An 18,509-nucleotide genomic window follows, 5' to 3' on the forward strand; every position below is an offset into this window, starting at 1 on the left:
CGTGCCTCAGCTCGATCCCACGCGACGCGGACCAACCACACTCTCACCGGCGGTGCGCCGTAACAATTTGGCGCGGCTCGGCAGCGAAGAGTTTGACCTGCTGGTGATCGGTGGCGGGATCAACGGCGCGGGCATCGCGCGCGACGCTGCACTGCGCGGCCTCCGGGTCGCGCTCATCGAAAAGGGCGACTTCGCGAGCGGGACCAGCAGCCGATCCTCGAAGCTGATCCACGGCGGATTGCGCTATCTGGAGTTGGGGGACTTTCGCCTGGTACGCGAGGCCTGCCTCGAACGTGATCGCCTGCGCCGCTACGTAGCGCCCCACCTCGTCAAACCGATCCCTTTTCTGTTTCCAGTCTATCGTGGGGACCCGGTCGGAATCTTCCGCCTCGAAGTCGGCATGTGGGTCTACGATCTGCTCGCCGCCTTTCGCAACATTAGGATGCACCGCCTGCTGTCGCCCAAGCGGGTGGCCGAGTTGGAACCAGGCCTGCAGCAAGCCCAGCTGAAAGGCGCCGAACTCTACTATGACTGCGCCACCGACGACGCCAGGCTGACGCTCGAAACGATTCTGGGCGCGAGCGGAGCCGGGGCAGTGGTAGCCAACTACGTCCGACTACTCGAACTCGTGAAAGACGGAGGGCGAATCACGGGAGCCGAGATCCGAGACGAGCGAGGCGCCGGTCGCTACACCATCCATGCACGCGTGGTGGTCAACGCGACCGGTCCATGGGTCGATGAGGTTCGCCGGCTCGATAATCCGGCGGTGGTGCCTTGCCTGCGGCTCACCAAAGGCGCGCATATCGTCGTACCACGGTCGCGGGTCGACAATCGCTTCGCCGTCGTCCTGCGCGCGCCGCGCGATGGTCGGATTTTGTTCGTCATTCCGTGGGACGATCGTACGCTAATCGGAACTACCGATACGGACTTCACCGGATCACCCGACACCGTGTCGGTTGACCCCGAAGACGTTGAGTATCTGCTCGAAGCAGTCAATGCATTTTATCCACATGCCCGATTGGTCCGCAGCGATGTCGTCGGGAGCTTTGCCGGGCTGCGACCGCTGGTGGCCCCTGAAGATGCTCGCAATCCCTCCGCGGTCTCGCGCGAGGAGCGCATCCTGAGCAGCCCATCGGGATTGGTCACGCTCGCGGGGGGGAAGCTGACTACCTTTCGAGCCGTCGCAGCGACCGTCACCGATCACATTATTGGCCAGCTCGGGGGCAAACCCACTCGTCGGCGGCGACGCCATCACAAGGTTCCGCTCGCGGGTGGTACCGCACACAAGAATGGGCGCTGGCGCGTCGAAGCGGATCGGCTGGAGCAGCGCTACGGCGAAAGGGCTCCTGAAGTCATGGCGCTGATGCAAGAACGGGCCGATCTTTCCCATCCGCTCGTCGCAGGAATGCCGTATACGAGGGGAGAGGCCGTCTATGCCGTACAAGCGGAGATGGCGCTCGATGCGGAAGATGTTTTGAGGCGACGAACCCCGATGGCGATGCGCGATCAGGCCGCCGCCTCGAAGGCAGCCGAGGAAGTCAAAGCGCTCGTTGACACGCTGGTGCGGAACTCCGACTCGAAGCTCTCGTAACTCAAAAATTATCGGACACCATTGCTGGTCGTACTGAAAAAGTTTCTTGACAATTTTTGCCGAAAGGGGCTATAGGCACGGTGATTCTGTTATAAAATCGTGCGGGTTCGCGCCTGCGTCAGAACGCGAAGCCCACGCTGGACTTATGGCGGTCTACACAGTGCTAAGTAAGCGAGAGATCGGCGAGATCATCGCCACCTACGGCCTTCCCAAGGCGACCTCGGTGCGCGAGATCCGTCAGGGATCCGTGAACACGCACTACCTCGTCGAGACGGCCAAAGGGAAGTACGTCGTCAAGATCGACGAGGTGAAGAGCGAGATCGACGTCAAGCGCGAGCAAGACCTGCTCGTGTTCCTCCGTAAGCACGGCTTCCCCTGCCCGGTACCCCTCGCTGATCGCAACAACCGGCACTATCGCGACTGGGGCGGCAAGTCTCTTTCGGTGTATCGCCACATTGACGGCCGCTTTATCGATCCGGAGGATGTCTCGCTAGCCCAGTTGGAAAACATCGGCCGCGTGCTCGCCGACCTCCATCTCTTCGGCAAAGCCTACAAGAAGGGGATCGAGAACCGCTTCGGGTTTGACCGCGTCGCCGAGATTTATCTCGATGTGCGCGGGCGGCTGCCGCACTACTTCAAGAAAATTACGCGCACCCTCGATGACGAGATCGAGTACTTGCATCACTACCTGGAAGGCAAGTTGCCGAAAGGGATCATTCACGGTGACCTGTTTGCTGATAATCTCATGTTCAAGGGTGAGAAGGTGGTCGGCGTGCTCGATTTTGAGGCGGCCTGCCGCGGCAAGTTTGTCTTCGACCTTGCCACCGCTGTGAACTCCCTTTGCTTCGAGACTGGCCCCGGTTACTCCATCAAGCGGTTCGAAGCTCTCATCGGTGGCTACGAGGCGCTGCGCACGCTGTCACTCGCAGAGTGGGACGCATTCCCCAACGAGCTGCGCTTCGCCGCTTTCCGTTTCACGGTTACGCGGCTGCGCGACTTCTTTCTCAATCCAGTCGATGAACGCCAGCGCATCAACAAAGACTTCCAGGATTTCTACGATCGGCTGCGCATCCTGCGACGTGAACGCGAAGGTGGCATGGAAGCGCTCCTGATGGCGATGGCTACCGGGTACGACTACCGCAAGTACCAGAAGGTGAAGGCGGTCGCCAAGCGCCGCTAGTTTCCGCCAGCTGCCGTCGCTACTTGCGACGATCCGGATTTCCACTAAGATCGTCCGACCATGAGCCGCAGCCCAGACCGGCCCGCAATCGAGCCATTGGTGCGCGAGATGCTCCGCCACCTCGGGGAGGATCCCGAGCGTGAGGGACTGGCGAAGACGCCGCAACGTGTGGCCCGGTCGCTCGAGTTCCTCACCCGCGGCTACTCGCAAGACCCCAAAGAGGTCATCAACGACGCGTTGTTCACCGAAGACTACCAAGAGATGATTGTGCTGCGCGATCTTGACTTCTTCTCCCTCTGCGAGCACCACATCCTGCCGTTCTTCGGCAAAGCTCACGTCGCCTACATCCCCCAGCACCGCATCGTCGGCATCAGCAAACTCGCCCGCTTGGTCGACGTTTATTCGCGCCGGCTGCAGGTGCAGGAACGGATGACCACCCAGATCGCGAACACGCTTATGGATACTCTCGATCCGCTCGGCGTCGCGGTCGTGTTGCACGCCGAGCATCTCTGCATGCGCATGCGCGGGGTCGAAAAGCAGAACTCCATCGTCGTTACCAGCGCCATGCTCGGGGTATTCCGCAATCATCAGGAGACCCGGCAGGAATTCATGACGCTGGTTCACAATGGCAATGCACGCTAGTTCCACGCCCGTCGACGCGAACACCAACGGTCGCGGGCTGACAACATTGACACGGCCACCAGCGATAGGCTAAGCGACGCAGCGGATTTTTCGGGTTGCACGACTGGCGCGCGTGGAAGTAACCACGAGGAAGTGCGTCCCGTCAGTTGGCCGTTCGCCTGGGCCTCTGGCTGTTGAGGTTCAGGCCTTTTTTTGGCCACACGAGGTACTCCAGTGATCAAGAACTACCTGATTGCCCCCGGGCCGACGCCCGTGCCGCCCCGCGTGTTGTTGGCGATGGCTCAGCCCATAATCCACCACCGCACACCTCAGTTCAGCAGCATCTTCGCCGACGCCAAACGCGACTTGAAGTCGGTGTTCCAGACCGCGCAGGACGTGCTGATCCTCGCCGCCTCCGGCACCGGCGCGATGGAAGGCTCGGTCACCAACCTGTTTTCGCCCGGCGACGAAGTGCTCGTCATCAACGGTGGCAAGTTCGGCGAGCGCTGGACCAAGATCGCGACGACGTACGGATTGAAGGCCCGCGAGCTCAGAGTGGAATGGGGTCGCAGCGCCCATGTCGAGTCCGTCCGCCAGGCACTTGCCGAGCACCGCTCAATCCGCGGCGTCTTGATGCAAGCCAGCGAGACCTCCACGGGCGCGCTGCATCCGACCGAAGAGATCGCCAAGCTGACGCGGCAGAGCGACGCGCTGCTGATCGTCGACGGCATCACGGCGGTCGGGGTGTTCGATGTCCCAATGGATCGCTGGGGCGTCGACGTGCTGATCACGGGATCGCAGAAGGCGCTCATGCTGCCGCCCGGTCTCGCCTTCGCCGCGTTGAGCGAACGCGCCTGGCAGCGCACCAAGGAAGCCAAGCTGCCGCGTTTCTACTTCGACTTCGCGCGCGAACGCGACAACCTGGCCAAGGACACCACCGCATGGACGCCGGCGATCTCATTGATCACTGGATTGCGCGAAGCGCTTGCGATCATGCTAGAAGAGGGGCTGCCTAACGTCTTCGCGCGCCACGCCCGTCTCGCTGCGGCGACCCGCGCGGCCGCCACCGCGTTGAACCTCCGACTGGTTGCTCCCGATGCACCCAGCCCGGCGCTCACCTCGATCTTCGTTCCCGACGATGTCGACGGCGGTAAGCTGGTCGGCTACTTGCGCGATCGGATGGGCGTCACGTTCATGGGCGGCCAAGATCAACTGAAGGGCAAGATCGTTCGCATCGGCCACCTTGGTCACACCGGCGCGTTCGATATCATCACCGCCATCGCCGCCTTCGAGATGGCGTTACGCCACTTCGGCCACCCGCTCGAACTCGGCCGGGGTGTCGCCGCTGCGCAAGCGGTGCTCATGGAAGCGCTGCCTCCGCGCAGCTAGAGTGAAGCGGCCATGCAGCGCGTACTGGTGTCCGACAAACTCGCCGCCGAAGGGATGGATATCCTGCGCGCTGCCCCCGGCATCGAAGTCGATCACAAGCCGGGGCTCACGCCCGCCGAGCTTGTCGCCAAGATTCCCGACTACCACGGCCTGATCATCCGCAGCGAAACCAAAGTCACCGCGGCCGTGCTCGCCGCCGCCAAAAATCTGCGAGTCGTCGGCCGCGCCGGCATCGGCGTGGACAACGTCGACGTCGAGGCCGCTACGAAGCAAGGCGTCGTGGTCATGAACACGCCCGGCGGTAACAACGTCACCACCGCCGAGCACGCCATCAGCATGCTGCTGTCGCTCGCCCGTTCGATCCCGCAAGCCACGGCATCGATGAAAGCCGGCAAATGGGAGAAGGGCCGCTTCATGGGCACCGAACTCTCCAACAAGACCCTCGGCATCGTCGGCATCGGCAACATCGGCGGCCTGGTCGCCGATCGTGCGCAGGGCTTGCACATGAAGGTCATCGCCTTCGATCCCTTCATCGCTCCCGAAGCCGCCGCGCGCCTCGGCGTGGAGTTGGTAACCCTCGACGAACTGTGGGCGCGCGCCGACTTCATCAGCATTCACACGCCGCTCAATGCCGACACCCGCAACCTCGTCAGCACCGCCGCCTTCAACAAGATGAAGAAGGGCGTTCGGCTCATCAACTGCGCGCGCGGCGGCATTGTTGATGAGGCCGCACTCGCGACAGCGATCGAAGGCGGTAAAGTCGCCGGCGCTGCACTCGACGTGTTTGCCGAAGAGCCGCCGCCACCGGATCATCCGTTGCTCAAGCTCGCACAGGTCATCTGCACGCCACACCTCGGCGCCGCCACCAGCGAGGCGCAGGTCAACGTCGCCATCGCCATCGCCGAGCAGCTCGTCAACTATCTCAGCGACGGGGTCATCCAGAACGCGGTCAACGTCCCGTCGATGAGTCCCGAGTTGCTCGAAATCCTCACGCCGTATCTCACGCTCGCCGAGAAGCTCGGCACCTTGCAGGGGCAACTCCTCAGCGGCGCCCCGCGCGAGGTGCAGATCGAGTACGCCGGCGAGGTCGCCGACCAGGACGTGAAGTCTGTCACGCTCGCCGTACTACGCGGGCTGCTCAACCGCGTGCTCGAAAAGGGCGAGGTCAATTACGTCAACGCTGCCGCGATCGCGCGCGATCGCGGCATCAAGGTCGTTGAGTCGAAGACCAGTCAGGCCAAAGGCTACGTCAACCAGGTCACCGTGCGCGTGGTCACGAGCCAAGGCGACAGCACGGTGGCGGGCGTCATCTTCGGCCGCCGTGTCGTGCGCTTGGTGCGCATCAACGACTTCTATCTCGAAGCCGTGCCCGAGGGGTACATTCTCATGTCGACCAATCGCGATGTGCCCGGCGTCGTCGGCGCCATCGGCACATTACTCGGCGAGGAAAAGATCAACATTGCCAGCATCGAACTCGGCCGCGAGAAAGTCGGCGGCTTGGCGATCTCACTGTTCCATATCGACGAGCCGGTGACACCCACCGTACTCGCCAAACTCCGCACTCTGCCGCCGATCGTGACGGCGCAGTTGATCACGTTGTAGCGTTGGCGGACATCCGCGCGCGTGTGAGGCCCAAGTCATGCCTGCTGTCGTTGTTGTCGGTGCCCAATGGGGCGATGAAGGAAAAGGAAAAGTCGTCGACATATTGGCCGAGCACGCCGATGTCGTCGTGCGCTATCAAGGCGGCAACAACGCCGGCCACACGGTGGTGGTGGGCGACGAGAAGACCGTCCTCCACCTGATCCCGTCCGGCGTACTGCACGACGGCACCGTGTGCGTCATCGGCAACGGCGTCGTCATCGATCCCGAAGAGTTGCTCAAGGAGTTCGATGCGCTGCGCAAGCGTGGCTACCTCGTCGACGACCAGATGCTCAAGATCAGCGACCGTGCGCATCTGATCATGCCGTTTCATCGCGCCATCGATCAGGCCCGCGAGCGCGTCCGCGGCGAGGGCCGTATCGGCACGACGGGTCGCGGCATCGGTCCAACGTATGAAGACAAGATGGCGCGCATCGGCATCCGCGTCGCCGATTTCCTCGACGAGGACGTGTTCGAAGACGCCCTGCGCCGCGCCATGGACGAGCGCAACATCTACCTCGACGCCATCCTCAAAGAGAAGCGGCTCGACTTCGATACGATCTACAATCAGTACCGCGCGATGCGCGATCGCATCGCCGTCCACGTCATCGACGCCAGCCTGTACCTTGATCGCTCCCTCGCGCAGGGCAAACGCATCTTGCTCGAAGGCGGACAAGGGACGATGCTCGACGTTGACCACGGCACGTATCCCTACGTCACGTCCTCGAACACCATTGCCGGCGCCGCCTGCACCGGCGCGGGCATCGCGCCGCGCCGCATCTCCAGCGTGGTGGGGATCACCAAAGCCTACACCACACGCGTCGGCGCCGGGCCGTTTCCGACCGAGTTGCACGACGCGCTCGGCACCAAGCTGCGACAGGACGGCGATGAGTTCGGCGCCACCACCGGTCGCCCGCGCCGCTGCGGCTGGTTCGACGCGGTGGTCGTCCGCCACGCCGCGCGCCTCAACGGCATGAACGGCATGGCGCTCACCAAGATCGACGTGCTCACCGGGATCGATCCGATCAAGGTGTGTGTGGCCTACGACTTCAACGGCAAGCGCATCGACGAGATGCCCGCGAGCGCCGCCGTCTTGCGCGGCGTTGTCCCAATCTACGAGGACCTCCCCGGCTGGCAGCAACCGCTCAGCAACGCGCGCCAACGCGCCGACCTTCCCGAGAACGCCGAGCGCTACATCCGCCGCCTCGAAGAGCTGACCAACACGCCGATGATGATGATCGGCGTCGGCGTCCGCCGCCAAGAGACCATCGTCCTCGCCAATCCGTTCAATGGGTGAGTCGTGGACGTGTTCGCGAATCGTCGCGAGTTTCACCTCCGGACACGATCCACGAACTCACTCTTCCGCTGGAACGACTCGCGGCGCACTGTTGGTCAAGAACACCAGCGCGGACGACACCCCGGTGGCCAGCACGACCACGCTCGACAGCAAACCGAGGGCGACGGCCATTTCGTGGTCGACGCCGACGCTCGCGAGCGCAACTGAATAGCCGTATTCACGGATGCCAACCCCGCTGAAGCTGATCGGGATCATCCCGAGCGTGTTCACCACCGGCACGAAGATGAAGAAGAAGGACGCCGGCGCCTGAATGTTCAAGGCCCACGCCAATACGACTTGGGTCGCGACTTGGATCACGTGGAACACCATCGCCAGCAGAGTCGTTCGCACCAGCAGTTGCCAGTCATTCCAATAGGCGGCGATCTCTTGCTCGACTAGTATCCGCCACTTGTTCGATGGCGGAAGCGAGCGCACCAGCAGTGGCGGACCCCACAGCCAGGCCGCTAACGTGCCCGGCGGCACGATCCACGCGCCATAGTACAGTGGGGCTGGAATCCTATACGAAGGCTGCAACACGATCGCGATGGCCCCTACCCAAATGAGCGCGATGAAGCCGAGTCCGCGGTCGGCGATCACTGACGTGAACGCCAGCGTCCGGCGCTTTTGTCCGCCGGCGAGGAAGATCGCCCGCGCGACATCGCCCGCCACCGTGCTTGGCGCAAACAGATTGAGATACATGCCGCTGAAGTAGCAGGTGAAGTAGCGGCTGAACGGTTCGTCGAAGCCGAGCGGCCGCGCCAGCATGCGCCAGCGCTGCACGCTCAGTATCTGGCTGCTCAGGTAGCCAGCGAACGCCAGCAGCACCCACCCGGGTTGTGCTCGGCGGACCACTCCGGCCAACTCTCTGACGTCGGTCTTGTACATCAGGAGTGCGAGCAGCGCCGTGCTCAGGCCGGCCTTGAACCAGAACGACCCGAGCGCCCGTTTGAAGTGTTCCAGCATGCGCTACCACCCCTGCGCCGCGCCGCCCTTGCGCGGATCGGCCGCGCCGGTGTAGCCGCCGGCGGTCACGCGCACGGCCTGAACCGCTGCCAAGTTCGGGACTTCGCGCACATGATGCCCGAGACGTTCCAACGCCGTGCGCGTCATGACATCGATGCCCGGCTCGACCGCCAACACTTCCGGCACCCACTGATCGTGTACCCGCGACGCCGCCACTGCCGCGTTCACGTCGAAGTCAAAGTCGACGACGTTGAGCAGCGTCTGCAACGTCGCGGTGATGATGACCGGTCCGCCCGAGCCGCCGGCAATCAACATCGCGCGGTTGTGATCGAGCACGATCGTCGGCGTCATGCTGCTCAGCGGCCGCTTGTGCGGCGCCACCGCGTTGGCGGCCGCACCGATCAAACCGAACACATTCGGCACACCTGGCTGCGCGGCGAAGTCATCCATCTCGTTGTTGAGGATCACGCCGCTCTGCGGCGCCAGCACCATCGAGCCGAAGGCGGTGTTGACCGTCGTCGTCACGGCCACTGCATTGCCGTCGGCGTCGATCACCGACAGGTGCGAGGTACCGGCGTCGCGCGACGGCTCGGCGGCACCGTAGAAGTCGCGATCGAAGGTCGTGCGTGTGCTGATGCTGTCGCGTACCGCCGTCGCGTAACGCAGCGACAGCAGGCGCGGCAACGGCACCGACACGAAGTCGGGATCGCCGTAGACTTCCGCGCGATCGGCGAACGCGTGCTTCATGGCTTCCACCAGCAGGTGCAACGTCGTCGGCGAATTGTGGCCCAGCGCAACGAGGTCGTCACGCGCGATGATGTTGAGAATCTCCAGCAACACGCCGCCACCGGAACTGGGCGGCGGCATGGTGAGCACTTCATGGCCACGGTAGCCGCCGCGCAGCGGCGTGCGCGCCGTCGGGCGGTACTGCGCAAGGTCTTCGACGGTGAGAATGCCGCCGGCCGTGCGGGTCGCATCGACGATGTCTGCGGCGACGGCGCCGCGGTAGAACGCATCCGGCCCCTGTTCGGCAATGTTCTCCAACGTATGCGCCAGCGCCGGTTGCTTTAACGGCTCACCAGCGGCGCGCGGCGAGCCATCGGGATGCAGCAGCACCGCAGCGAGCGCGGGGAAGGTTTGGATCACGTCGCGATTGTGCGCGATCGATTCGGCCAAGTGCGCGCCGATCGGAAAACCGTCGCGCGCCAAACGTACGGCCGGTGCGATCACGGTTGCAAACGGCAACCGGCCGTAGCGACGGACGGCGTGGGTCAGACCGGCGACTTCGCCCGGCACCGCAATCGCCAATCCACCACTGCGGCTCAGCGCTGGATCCGCTTTGCCGTCACGGATGAACATCTCGCGCGTGGCCGCCGCCGGAGCGCGTTCGCGATAGTCGAGCGCCACCGCGCGCTGCGTGCCAGGGAAATACGCGAGCAAAAAGCCGCCGCCGCCGATGCCGCAGGAGGTCGGGTTCGTCACCCCGACCGCCAACGCCGTTGCCGCTGCCGCATCAATCGCGTTGCCGCCCTTCTGCAGAATCTCGACCCCCGCCGCCGACGCCAGCGCGTGCTCCGACACCACCATCCCGTGTGTCGCCAACTCGGCGGCGGCGACTCCGTGGAACACAAGGGAGATGCCCACCGCACAGACGCAGAGCCGTAGCGATGCAGAGAAGAAGGTTGATGGACCCTTCTGGTCTTGGCGTTCGATTGTTCGCTCGTCCCAACTCACGGCGGCGATACTTAGCGGAAAGCAGCGGAGACGCAAACGAGTCCTTCGATGAAAGAGGCCCTAGGCGACCACGTGACGCCGTCGCTCGGGTGCGCTAGAAAAACGCGATGAAGATGGTCCCGCTTCGGCGCAGGCGACCCGTGCAGCGGATGGGCCAACGATTCGCCGCGCTCACGTTCGTCGCACTCGCCGCGTGCTCGACTACCATTCCCGTCAAGGTCGAGTACGATCCGTCGGCGAGTTTCTCGACCTATCGCACCTACGATTGGCTACCGGCCGCCACCGAGTCGCCGGTGGTACCGAAGGGGCAGACCGAGATGGCGGATTGGCGCATCCGCACAGCGGTGGAGAATCAGTTGGCGGCGAAGGGCTACATCAAGCGTCCGGGCGGCGCCAATTTTCTCATCGGCTATCGCATCCGTGTGCGCGAGACGACCGTGAAGACGTTTCAAGATTACTACTGGTATCGCCAGAGCGGTGGTTCCGACAGTCCGCAAGACGCGTACGTGATCGGCTATCAAGAAGGCACGCTGTTCCTCGACATCGTCGATCCCGCCAGCAAGCGCATGATCTGGCGCGCCTACGCGCAGGCGGCAGTCAATCCGAATCAGGCGGAGAATCAAGGCGAGCGCGTCAACCAAGCCGTACGCGAAATGTTGACCCAATTCCCGCCGCGTTGAGGCGGCCCTCGATGCGATCGCTACGCGATCTACTCGGGCAAACGGATTTTGGGAGCCTCGAAGAGCTAACCGTTTCCCCGAGTAGCCGGCCTGAGTAGACGCCGAAGGCTTCGTATCGAAGGCCGGCGTATCGAGGGGTGCCTTGGTCCCTTAGTAGCGATAGTGCTCGGGCTTGTACGGTCCGTCGATCGGCACGCCGATGTACTCGGCTTGCTTCGGCGTGAGTGTGGTCAGTTTCACGCCCAGCTTGGCCAGGTGCAGGCGGGCAACTTCTTCGTCGAGCCGCTTCGGCAGCATGTAGACCTTGCGCTCGTATTCCTTCGCCCGCTGCCACAACTCGAGCTGCGCCAGCACCTGGTTGGTGAATGACGCGCTCATCACGAACGACGGGTGTCCGGTGGCGCAGCCGAGATTGAGCAGGCGGCCTTCGGCGAGCACGAGCACCGAATGGTTGTCGGGGAACACCCACTCGTCGTACTGCGGCTTGATGTTGATGCGCTTGATTCCCCGGACCTTCGCCAGCCCGGCCATGTCGATCTCGTTGTCGAAGTGGCCGATGTTGCCGACGATCGCCTTGTCCTTCATCCGCGTCATGTGCTCGGCGGTGATGATCCCGAAATTGCCCGTGGTGGTGACAAAGATGTCCGCCGTGCTGACGAAGTCTTCGAGCGTGGCGACTTGGTAGCCTTGCATCGCCGCCTGCAGCGCGCAGATCGGATCGATCTCGGTAACGATGACACGACAGCCCTGGCCGCGCAGCGATTCGGCGCAGCCTTTGCCCACTTCACCGAAGCCGCAAACGACGGCGACCTTGCCGCCGAGCATGACGTCGCTGGCGCGGTTGAGTCCGTCGATGAGCGAATGACGGCAGCCGTAGATGTTGTCGAACTTGCTCTTGGTGACCGAGTCGTTGACGTTGATCGCCGGGAACAGCAACGTCGTATTCTTGGCCATTTCGTAGAGGCGATGGACGCCGGTTGTCGTCTCTTCGCTCACGCCGCGGATGTTCGGGGTGACGCGCTGCCACTGACCCGGCGCTTCCTTCTGCAAGCGACGCACGAGGTCGAGGATGATGCCCCACTCTTCCGCATCGTTCTTCAGATCGAAATCAGGCACGCGTCCGGCCTTCTCGAACTCCAGACCCTTGTGCACGAGCAGCGTCGCGTCGCCACCGTCATCGACAATGAGATCGGGGCCCGAGCCGTCGGGCCACACCAACGCCTCGTTGGTACACCACCAGTACTCTTCGAGCGTCTCGCCCTTCCAGGCAAACACAGCAGTGCCTTGCGGGTTGCTCACGGTGCCGGTGCGGCCGACGGCCACCGCGGCGGCGGCGGTGTCCTGCGTGCTGAAGATGTTGCACGAGACCCAGCGCACGTCGGCGCCAAGATCGATCAGCGTTTCGATCAGCACCGCGGTCTGCACGGTCATGTGCAGCGAGCCCATGATCTTCGCGCCGCGCAGCGGTTGGGTGGCCGCGTGCTGAGCGCGTAGCGCCATCAGACCGGGCATCTCCTGCTCGGCCAAACGGATCTCCTTGCGGCCGAGCTCGGCCAAGGTCAGATCCTTCACCTTGAAACGGGGCCGTTCGCTCGCGGGCACCACGGCCTTTAGTTGTGCGCTCTTACTCATCGTGAATCCTCCTCTGTTTGGAATGTCCGTTGCGGGGTACACGCCGCGCGCTGGCGGCAAACAACGCCGGGCCCTTGGCCTGCGGCGCCGGTGGTAGCGGTTGGACACGAGTGCGCTCGAATCCGCTATCGCGCAACCAGTCACTGATTTGCGCCGGCTCAAAGCCCAGCCACACGTGTCCCATCTGTTGTTGATACTCGCGCCGCTCGTGCGCCAACATGTCGATGACCAGCAATCGTCCACCGGGGCGCAGCGTCCGTGCCGCGGCGCGCAACACAGCCGGCGGATCGGCTACGTGATGCAGGACCAAGCACGTCACCGCGGCATCAAGTGTCGCATCGTCGATCGGCAACGCTTCGAGATCGCCGTGGCGGATGTCCACGTGCGGAAACATTCCGAGCCGCTGGCGCGCCGCCTTGAGCATCGCGCGCGAGCTGTCGACGGCGATCACCTGACGTACGAACGGTGCTACCGCCACCGAGACCTGCCCGGTGCCGCAGCCGAGATCACCGAGCACCCAGGTGTCTTCGAGCAGCCCAGCGAGCGCCGTGAGATCGAAGCGATCGCCGAACATCTCGCGGCGTAGATGATCCCACTGCCCGGCGGCGGAGCTGAAGAACGCCTGCGAGCGCGTCTGCCGTGCCGACAAGATCGTTGCCAGCCGCTGCGCGTCGTGCGCCGCGACCCGGGTCGATGCCGTCTGTTCGCGCAGGAGATTCCACAACCGTCGTGCCGCCGGTTCGAGGTCGTCGACATCCATGCGGTAGAGTCGGCTGGTGCCTTCCGGACGCGCGCTCACCCAGCCCTCGTCGGCGAGCAGCTTCAAATGGCGACTCACCGTCGACTGTGGCAACTGCAGCACCGCGCACAAGTCGGCGACGGTCAGCTCGTACTGTTCGACCAGCCGCAACGTGCGCGCGCGAGTGGCGTCGGCGAGGGCATTCATCCAGCCGATGATGTCGGGGGTGGCGCTGCTCATTCAATCCGTCAATCCGGATGAAGCGTTGCATAGGAACTGGGTTGAGTCAACCCGCCAAAGCCCCGGCCTTGCCGCTTGGCGCCCGTCGGAGGGCGGGACTTTCCCGCTGCCCTCAGTGTGCTAAGGGTGGGGCCTCGGTTCCGAACGCAAACGCAACACGGAGGAAGTGCTCATGGCACAGTGGTGGCGTGAACGACTGAAGCAGCGGCCGTGGTGGATGAACGCGCTGATGCTGTTTTGCGCGTACTTGGCGGTGATCCACATTCCGTGGGACTTCTTCGTCAAGCCGGCGGCGCAGGATGCCGAGGCGTGGTTCGGCATCCTGTTGCGCGGGCGGTGGGCGAAGGTGACGGAGCCGCTGCACTGGGCGATCTACGCCGCCGGCGCGTTCGGCTTCTGGCGCATGCGCGCCTGGATGTGGCCGTGGGCGGCCGTGTACGCCGGCCAAGTCGCGTTCGGGATGTTGGTGTGGAACGTCGTGTACGTCGGCGGCGCGCGCGGCTGGCTCACCGGTCTGCTGTCGCTGGTTCCATTCGGCGTGCTGACCAGTGCGCTGTGGCGCGAACGCGATCGATTCGGCCGCCCGCGCCAATCGCTGCGCGAGCGTTACGGCGACTGGGCGCTGATCACCGGTGCCTCGGCTGGGATCGGCGCCGAGTTCGCGCGCGCGCTTGCCCAAGAGGGCCTGTCGTGCGTGCTCACTGCCCGGCGCGAAGATCGCTTGCGGACATTGGCAACGGAGCTGGAGCAGCAATACCACGTCGCGACGCGTGTGGTCGCCGCCGACCTCGTCGATCCGCACGGCACCGACCAGTTACTCGATGCCATCAAGGATCTGCAGATCGACGTGTTCATCAACAACGCCGGCTTCGGGTACGCCGGCCGCTTCGACAAGCAAGACACCGAACGCTTGCGCGCGATGGTGCAAGTGAACTGCGTCGCGCCGGTAGTGTTGGCGAGCCGGCTGTTGCCGGCGATGCGCGAGCGCGGACGCGGTGCGATGATCGTCACCGGTTCGATCGCCGGACGCCAGCCGTTGCCGCGCCACGCGCTCTATGCCGCCACCAAAGCGTTTGATCAACTGTTCGGCGAAGCGCTGTGGGCTGAACTGCGCGGCACCGGCGTCGACGTACTGGTGCTTGAACCGGGACCGACCGAGTCGGAGTTCCGCGAAGTCGCCGGTGAAGAGCGCGGTACTGGCGAGCCGGCCGTGAACGTGGTCGCACTCGCGTTCGACGCGCTGGGTCAGCAGCCGTCGGTGATTTCGGGATGGTTCAACTGGGCGCGTGCGAATGCGCTCCGCATAGTTCCGCGCTCGACCATGACTTTGCTGGCGGAACAGGTGGTGCTCGAACAAACCCCGCCCGCGATGCGGTGACCCGCCGAGGTCAACGGCGGTCATTGTGACTCTATCTGCGCCCAGCACAGCATCGCAACGTGTTGGTAACCGGTAGATTTTATTTGGCAGCGTCGCGCCCGGTTTCGAGAATACGACAAGGCTCTCCGCCACCGCTAGCAACTCAGCACGCATGTATGCATCACCAATTCGCCGAACAGATCACTGCCGAGTAATGCGACCCGCACTCATTGTTCATGGCGGCGCGGGCGTGGTGGCCCCGGACGATGCTGGCGCGTGTGCCGCGGGCTGCGCGGCTGCGACCCGTGCGGGCTGGCAGGTCCTCGATGGTGGCGGCACAGCGCTCGACGCGGTGACGGCCGCGGTGGTCGTGCTGGAAGACGATTCCGCTTTCAACGCTGGCGTTGGGTCGGTGCTCACTTCGGCGGGGACCGTGGAGACGGATGCGTCGATCATGGACGGTGCGACGCTCGCCGCCGGCGCGTGCGCCGTCGTCAGTGAAGTGCGCAATCCGATCGGGTTGGCGCGCGCGGTGATGGCGACCGGCGACATCGTGTTTCTCGTTGGCGATGCGGCGATCGCATTGGCGCGTGAGCGTGGACTGGCGCTCTGCCCGCCCGCATTCTTGATCACCGAGCGGCAACGTCGACGCTGGCAACAACGCGCGACTGAAACCGCGAATACGGGCAACACCGTCGGTGCCGTCGCCGTTGATCGAGCCGGCCATGTGGCGGCGGCGACTTCGACCGGCGGGATGTTCTGCAAGCGACCGGGTCGGATCGGCGACAGCGCGGTGATCGGGGCGGGAACGTACGCGGATGATCGTCTCGGCGCGGCGTCGGCCACCGGAGTTGGCGAAGCCATCATTCGCATCGGGTTGGCAAGGATGGCCGTGGACCTACTCGCGGACGGCCGCGCTCCTATGGCGGCCGCGCACGAAGCGGTGACGCGTCTGATGGCGCGCGTTCCGGCTCCGGTCGGCGTGATCGTCATCGATCCGCTCGGTCGCATCGGCCACGCGCGCAGCAGTTCTCACATGCCGCTCGCTTTTCGCAACGGCGCGCTCGACGACTTGGCCGCGTGCTGATCGGCACACGGGGTCATTGCGGCGAGGGTGGTCGGTAGGTTAGGGAACTCCGTCACGCCGGTGTCTGCACGCAATGGGCAGCACCGGCACGCACTGCGTATGACCGCTGCCGAAGCCACCGCATCCGGACCGTTCAAGACTCCGCTGTATTTTCTCTGGGGCCTCGGCGCCGCGATCGGGATCTTTTTCATCACGATCTTTTGGGGGCTACTGTGTGCCGCGCTGATCCTCCTGTTGCGCAAGCCGTGGCTCGCCGACGTGATCGCGCCGATCTGGTGCCGCTGGATTCTGGTGCTGTGTGGCATCACGGTCGACGTCGAAGGCCTCGAACACGCGGACCCGCGGCGCTCGTACGTGATCATCTCCAATCATCTGAGCAACTTCGACATCTGGGCGACCCTCGCTTGCGTGCCGGCCAAGATCCGCTTCGTGGCGAAGAAGGAGTTGTTACGCTTCCCGGTCTTCGGACAGGCGCTGGCGTTGAGCGATCACATCATCATCGACCGCAGCAAACCCGAGCAGGCCATCGCCATCATCAGCCGCAAAGCGCGCGAGCGCATCAACGAAGGCTTCTGCATCCTGTTCTACGCCGAAGGTACACGTAGCCCTGATGGCAAGGTCCACACGTTCAAGAAGGGTGGTGCGATTCTCGCGATTCAGACCGGGTTGCCCATCATCCCGATGTCGGTGAGCGGGGCGCACAAGTTCTTGCCCAAGCACCACGCCATCATCCGTCCCGGCGGTCGCATGAAGATCGTCCTCGCGGCCCCGATCGAGGTCACCGGACTCTCGGTGCACGCCCGCGACGAACTCACCGAGCGCGTGCGCGCCATCGTGGTGGAGAACTTCGTCGAAAACTACTGAGAGACGTTGGCCCGAGCCGTCGCCGGTAGTGATGCGCAGTCAGCCTACCGCCTGTAGAGGAGGGCGATCTCAGCGGCTACTTGATCCGAGCTGAGAGAGTCGGTGTCGACCTGATGGTGGGCGGCGGCCTCGTACAGCGGTGTGCGTTCGCGTAGCACGTCCTCAACTTCTTCGGTGAACGACTTACCGGCGGTGAGCGCGGGACGCTGGGTTCCGCCTTCGATGCGGGCGACGATGGCGGGCACCGAAGCTCGCAGCCAGAATAGAGTGCCATTGCGCCGCAAATTCTTCACGTTCTCTGCGCGCAGAATCACTCCACCGCCGGCGTCGATGATAATGTTGTCGCGCTCGGAAAACCGCTTGGTGATTTCCGACTCGATGTCGCGAAAGTGCGGCCAGCCGTGTTCCGCGACAATTTCGGGGATGGCGCAGCCGGCATGGCGGACGATCTCTTGGTCCAGGCTCACCACTTCCATCGCGAGTGTCTTGGCGAGCAGCCCAGCCACCGTTGACTTACCGGTTCCCCGGTATCCGATGAGCACCAGATTCATCGTTGCCTCGATTTGACTCCCAGGTGTTCGAGCACCACGTCGCGCATGATCGCACGGGGAGCAGTTTTGCCGGTCCACAGTTCGAACTGAATCACGGCCTGATTGACGAACATCTCCATCCCGGAGATCGTCTTGAGCCCCCGCGCCTCGGCGTCGGCGAGGAGTTTGGTCTTGAGCGGGTTGTAGACGATGTCCATCACCGCGAGGTCGTCGTGCAGCAACGACTTGGGGACGACGCTCTCCTTGGTCTTGGGGTGCATCCCCACCGGGGTGCAGTGGATGAGCACCTGACTGTCGGCCAGCCGCGCCGCCAGCGTTTTCGGTTCGAGCAGCGCGCAGGTCGCCCGCGCGCCGGTCTTGCGCACGATGTCGCGAGTGAGCGCCTTCAATTCGGGTTCGATGACCCCGAGCAAGAAGAGCCCAGCGGGCTTTGCCTTGGCTGCGAGAGTGAACGCGATGGCGCGCGCGGCGCCACCCGACCCGAGAATCGTCACGTTCTTCCCGGCCAGCTTGACTCCGGCAGCGCTGATCGCCTGGAGCGCCCCGGGACCATCGCTGCCAAAACCTTTGAGCCGTCCGCCGTCGTTGACCACGGTGTTCACTGAACCAATCCCGCGGTCGACGTCGGCGACTTCGTCGAGGTGTTTGATGATCGATACTTTGTGCGGGATGGTGACGCTCATGCCGCGAAAGTTTTCGAGCGCGCGCATACCCGCCACCGCGCCGCCGACATTTTCCACGCGAAACGCCACGTAGACGTAGTCGAGGCCCAACTCGGCGAACGCCCGGTTGTGAATCGCGGGCGACATCGAGTGCGCGACCGGATTGCCGATGACGGCACACAGTGTGGTGGTTGGTCCGATGTCAGTGATTGATTTCATCTCGCTCCGACCTTGGGGCGCCGACT

General features: G+C 63.9%; 16 protein-coding genes. 10 read left to right on the plus strand and 6 right to left on the minus strand.

The annotated features are described in order from the left end of the window. The first annotated feature begins 1 nt into the window (after nt 1). The 6 genes from HYR72_10065 (at nt 2) to HYR72_10090 (ending at nt 7,716) form a co-directional block, all read left to right on the plus strand. On the plus strand, nt 2–1,591 hold the full coding sequence (locus HYR72_10065) for a glycerol-3-phosphate dehydrogenase/oxidase (protein MBI1815311.1): 1,590 nt from the start codon (nt 2–4) through the stop codon (nt 1,589–1,591). Between the two features lie 145 nt (nt 1,592–1,736). After that, on the plus strand, nt 1,737–2,771 hold the full coding sequence (locus tag HYR72_10070; protein ID MBI1815312.1) for a homoserine kinase: 1,035 nt from the start codon (nt 1,737–1,739) through the stop codon (nt 2,769–2,771). Nucleotides 2,772–2,831: 60 nt separating this feature from the next. Continuing rightward, nucleotides 2,832–3,413: a GTP cyclohydrolase I FolE gene (folE, locus tag HYR72_10075; protein ID MBI1815313.1), complete on the plus strand. Its 582-nt coding sequence runs from the start codon at nt 2,832–2,834 to the stop codon at nt 3,411–3,413. Nucleotides 3,414–3,626: 213 nt separating this feature from the next. After that, complete coding sequence (locus HYR72_10080; GenBank protein ID MBI1815314.1) at nt 3,627–4,781, plus strand: alanine--glyoxylate aminotransferase family protein; 1,155 nt, start codon at nt 3,627–3,629, stop codon at nt 4,779–4,781. A 12-nt stretch (nt 4,782–4,793) separates the two neighbouring features. Next, nucleotides 4,794–6,383: a phosphoglycerate dehydrogenase gene (locus tag HYR72_10085; protein MBI1815315.1), complete on the plus strand. Its 1,590-nt coding sequence runs from the start codon at nt 4,794–4,796 to the stop codon at nt 6,381–6,383. A gap of 37 nt (nt 6,384–6,420) precedes the next feature. Next, nucleotides 6,421–7,716 carry an adenylosuccinate synthase gene (locus HYR72_10090; GenBank protein ID MBI1815316.1) on the plus strand — a complete coding sequence of 432 codons (1,296 nt, stop codon included), beginning with the start codon at nt 6,421–6,423 and terminating at the stop codon, nt 7,714–7,716. A 57-nt stretch (nt 7,717–7,773) separates the two neighbouring features. Here HYR72_10090 and HYR72_10095 read toward each other — a convergent pair whose 3' ends face one another. Continuing rightward, nucleotides 7,774–8,718: a flippase-like domain-containing protein gene (locus HYR72_10095; GenBank protein MBI1815317.1), complete on the minus strand. Its 945-nt coding sequence runs from the start codon at nt 8,716–8,718 to the stop codon at nt 7,774–7,776. 3 nt (nt 8,719–8,721) lie between these two features. After that, the gene (gene ggt, locus HYR72_10100; GenBank protein ID MBI1815318.1) at nt 8,722–10,452 is read right to left on the minus strand and encodes a gamma-glutamyltransferase; all 1,731 of its coding nucleotides are present in this window, start codon (nt 10,450–10,452) and stop codon (nt 8,722–8,724) included. 107 nt (nt 10,453–10,559) lie between these two features. On the opposite strand from ggt, the gene HYR72_10105 reads away from it, so the two are divergent. After that, nucleotides 10,560–11,132 carry a DUF4136 domain-containing protein gene (locus HYR72_10105; protein MBI1815319.1) on the plus strand — a complete coding sequence of 191 codons (573 nt, stop codon included), beginning with the start codon at nt 10,560–10,562 and terminating at the stop codon, nt 11,130–11,132. Between the two features lie 150 nt (nt 11,133–11,282). Here the strand turns inward: HYR72_10105 and HYR72_10110 are convergent, their stop codons facing one another. Beyond that, nucleotides 11,283–12,764, minus strand: coding sequence for an adenosylhomocysteinase (locus tag HYR72_10110; GenBank protein ID MBI1815320.1), 1,482 nt, complete (start codon nt 12,762–12,764; stop codon nt 11,283–11,285). Continuing rightward, the gene (locus HYR72_10115; GenBank protein ID MBI1815321.1) at nt 12,757–13,743 is read right to left on the minus strand and encodes a metalloregulator ArsR/SmtB family transcription factor; all 987 of its coding nucleotides are present in this window, start codon (nt 13,741–13,743) and stop codon (nt 12,757–12,759) included. Before HYR72_10115 ends, HYR72_10110 begins: the two co-directional genes overlap by 8 nt. Nucleotides 13,744–13,915: 172 nt before the next feature. Here HYR72_10115 and HYR72_10120 point away from each other — a divergent pair, with 172 nt between their 5' ends. From HYR72_10120 to HYR72_10130, 3 genes are all read left to right on the plus strand, one after another. Continuing rightward, nucleotides 13,916–15,121 carry an SDR family oxidoreductase gene (locus HYR72_10120; GenBank protein ID MBI1815322.1) on the plus strand — a complete coding sequence of 402 codons (1,206 nt, stop codon included), beginning with the start codon at nt 13,916–13,918 and terminating at the stop codon, nt 15,119–15,121. A 193-nt stretch (nt 15,122–15,314) separates the two neighbouring features. Further along, nucleotides 15,315–16,187 carry an isoaspartyl peptidase/L-asparaginase gene (locus HYR72_10125; GenBank protein ID MBI1815323.1) on the plus strand — a complete coding sequence of 291 codons (873 nt, stop codon included), beginning with the start codon at nt 15,315–15,317 and terminating at the stop codon, nt 16,185–16,187. A 99-nt stretch (nt 16,188–16,286) separates the two neighbouring features. After that, nucleotides 16,287–17,051: a 1-acyl-sn-glycerol-3-phosphate acyltransferase gene (locus HYR72_10130; GenBank protein ID MBI1815324.1), complete on the plus strand. Its 765-nt coding sequence runs from the start codon at nt 16,287–16,289 to the stop codon at nt 17,049–17,051. 44 nt (nt 17,052–17,095) lie between these two features. On the opposite strand, the gene HYR72_10135 is transcribed toward HYR72_10130, so the two are convergent. Next, on the minus strand, nt 17,096–17,602 hold the full coding sequence (locus HYR72_10135) for a shikimate kinase (GenBank protein MBI1815325.1): 507 nt from the start codon (nt 17,600–17,602) through the stop codon (nt 17,096–17,098). Then, complete coding sequence (locus HYR72_10140; GenBank protein ID MBI1815326.1) at nt 17,599–18,483, minus strand: shikimate dehydrogenase; 885 nt, start codon at nt 18,481–18,483, stop codon at nt 17,599–17,601. Before HYR72_10140 ends, HYR72_10135 begins: the two co-directional genes overlap by 4 nt. Between the last annotated feature and the right edge of the window lie 26 nt (nt 18,484–18,509).

The sequence above is a fragment of the Deltaproteobacteria bacterium genome (genome assembly GCA_016178705.1).
Taxonomy (GTDB): domain Bacteria; phylum Desulfobacterota; class Binatia; order HRBIN30; family JACQVA1; genus JACOST01.

Bases quoted from the DNA above. Each gene is read 5' to 3' on its own strand.
- HYR72_10070 (MBI1815312.1), top strand. From the start codon at position 1,737: ATGGCGGTCTACACAGTGCTAAGTAAGCGAGAGATCGGCGAGATCATC.
- folE (MBI1815313.1), top strand. From the start codon at position 2,832: ATGAGCCGCAGCCCAGACCGGCCCGCAATCGAGCCATTGGTGCGCGAG.
- HYR72_10085 (MBI1815315.1), top strand. From the start codon at position 4,794: ATGCAGCGCGTACTGGTGTCCGACAAACTCGCCGCCGAAGGGATGGAT.
- HYR72_10090 (MBI1815316.1), top strand. From the start codon at position 6,421: ATGCCTGCTGTCGTTGTTGTCGGTGCCCAATGGGGCGATGAAGGAAAA.
- HYR72_10095 (MBI1815317.1), bottom strand. From the start codon at position 8,718: ATGCTGGAACACTTCAAACGGGCGCTCGGGTCGTTCTGGTTCAAGGCC.
- HYR72_10105 (MBI1815319.1), top strand. From the start codon at position 10,560: ATGAAGATGGTCCCGCTTCGGCGCAGGCGACCCGTGCAGCGGATGGGC.
- HYR72_10110 (MBI1815320.1), bottom strand. From the start codon at position 12,764: ATGAGTAAGAGCGCACAACTAAAGGCCGTGGTGCCCGCGAGCGAACGG.
- HYR72_10115 (MBI1815321.1), bottom strand. From the start codon at position 13,743: ATGAGCAGCGCCACCCCCGACATCATCGGCTGGATGAATGCCCTCGCC.
- HYR72_10120 (MBI1815322.1), top strand. From the start codon at position 13,916: ATGGCACAGTGGTGGCGTGAACGACTGAAGCAGCGGCCGTGGTGGATG.
- HYR72_10125 (MBI1815323.1), top strand. From the start codon at position 15,315: ATGCGACCCGCACTCATTGTTCATGGCGGCGCGGGCGTGGTGGCCCCG.
- HYR72_10130 (MBI1815324.1), top strand. From the start codon at position 16,287: ATGACCGCTGCCGAAGCCACCGCATCCGGACCGTTCAAGACTCCGCTG.
- HYR72_10135 (MBI1815325.1), bottom strand. From the start codon at position 17,602: ATGAATCTGGTGCTCATCGGATACCGGGGAACCGGTAAGTCAACGGTG.
- HYR72_10140 (MBI1815326.1), bottom strand. From the start codon at position 18,483: ATGAAATCAATCACTGACATCGGACCAACCACCACACTGTGTGCCGTC.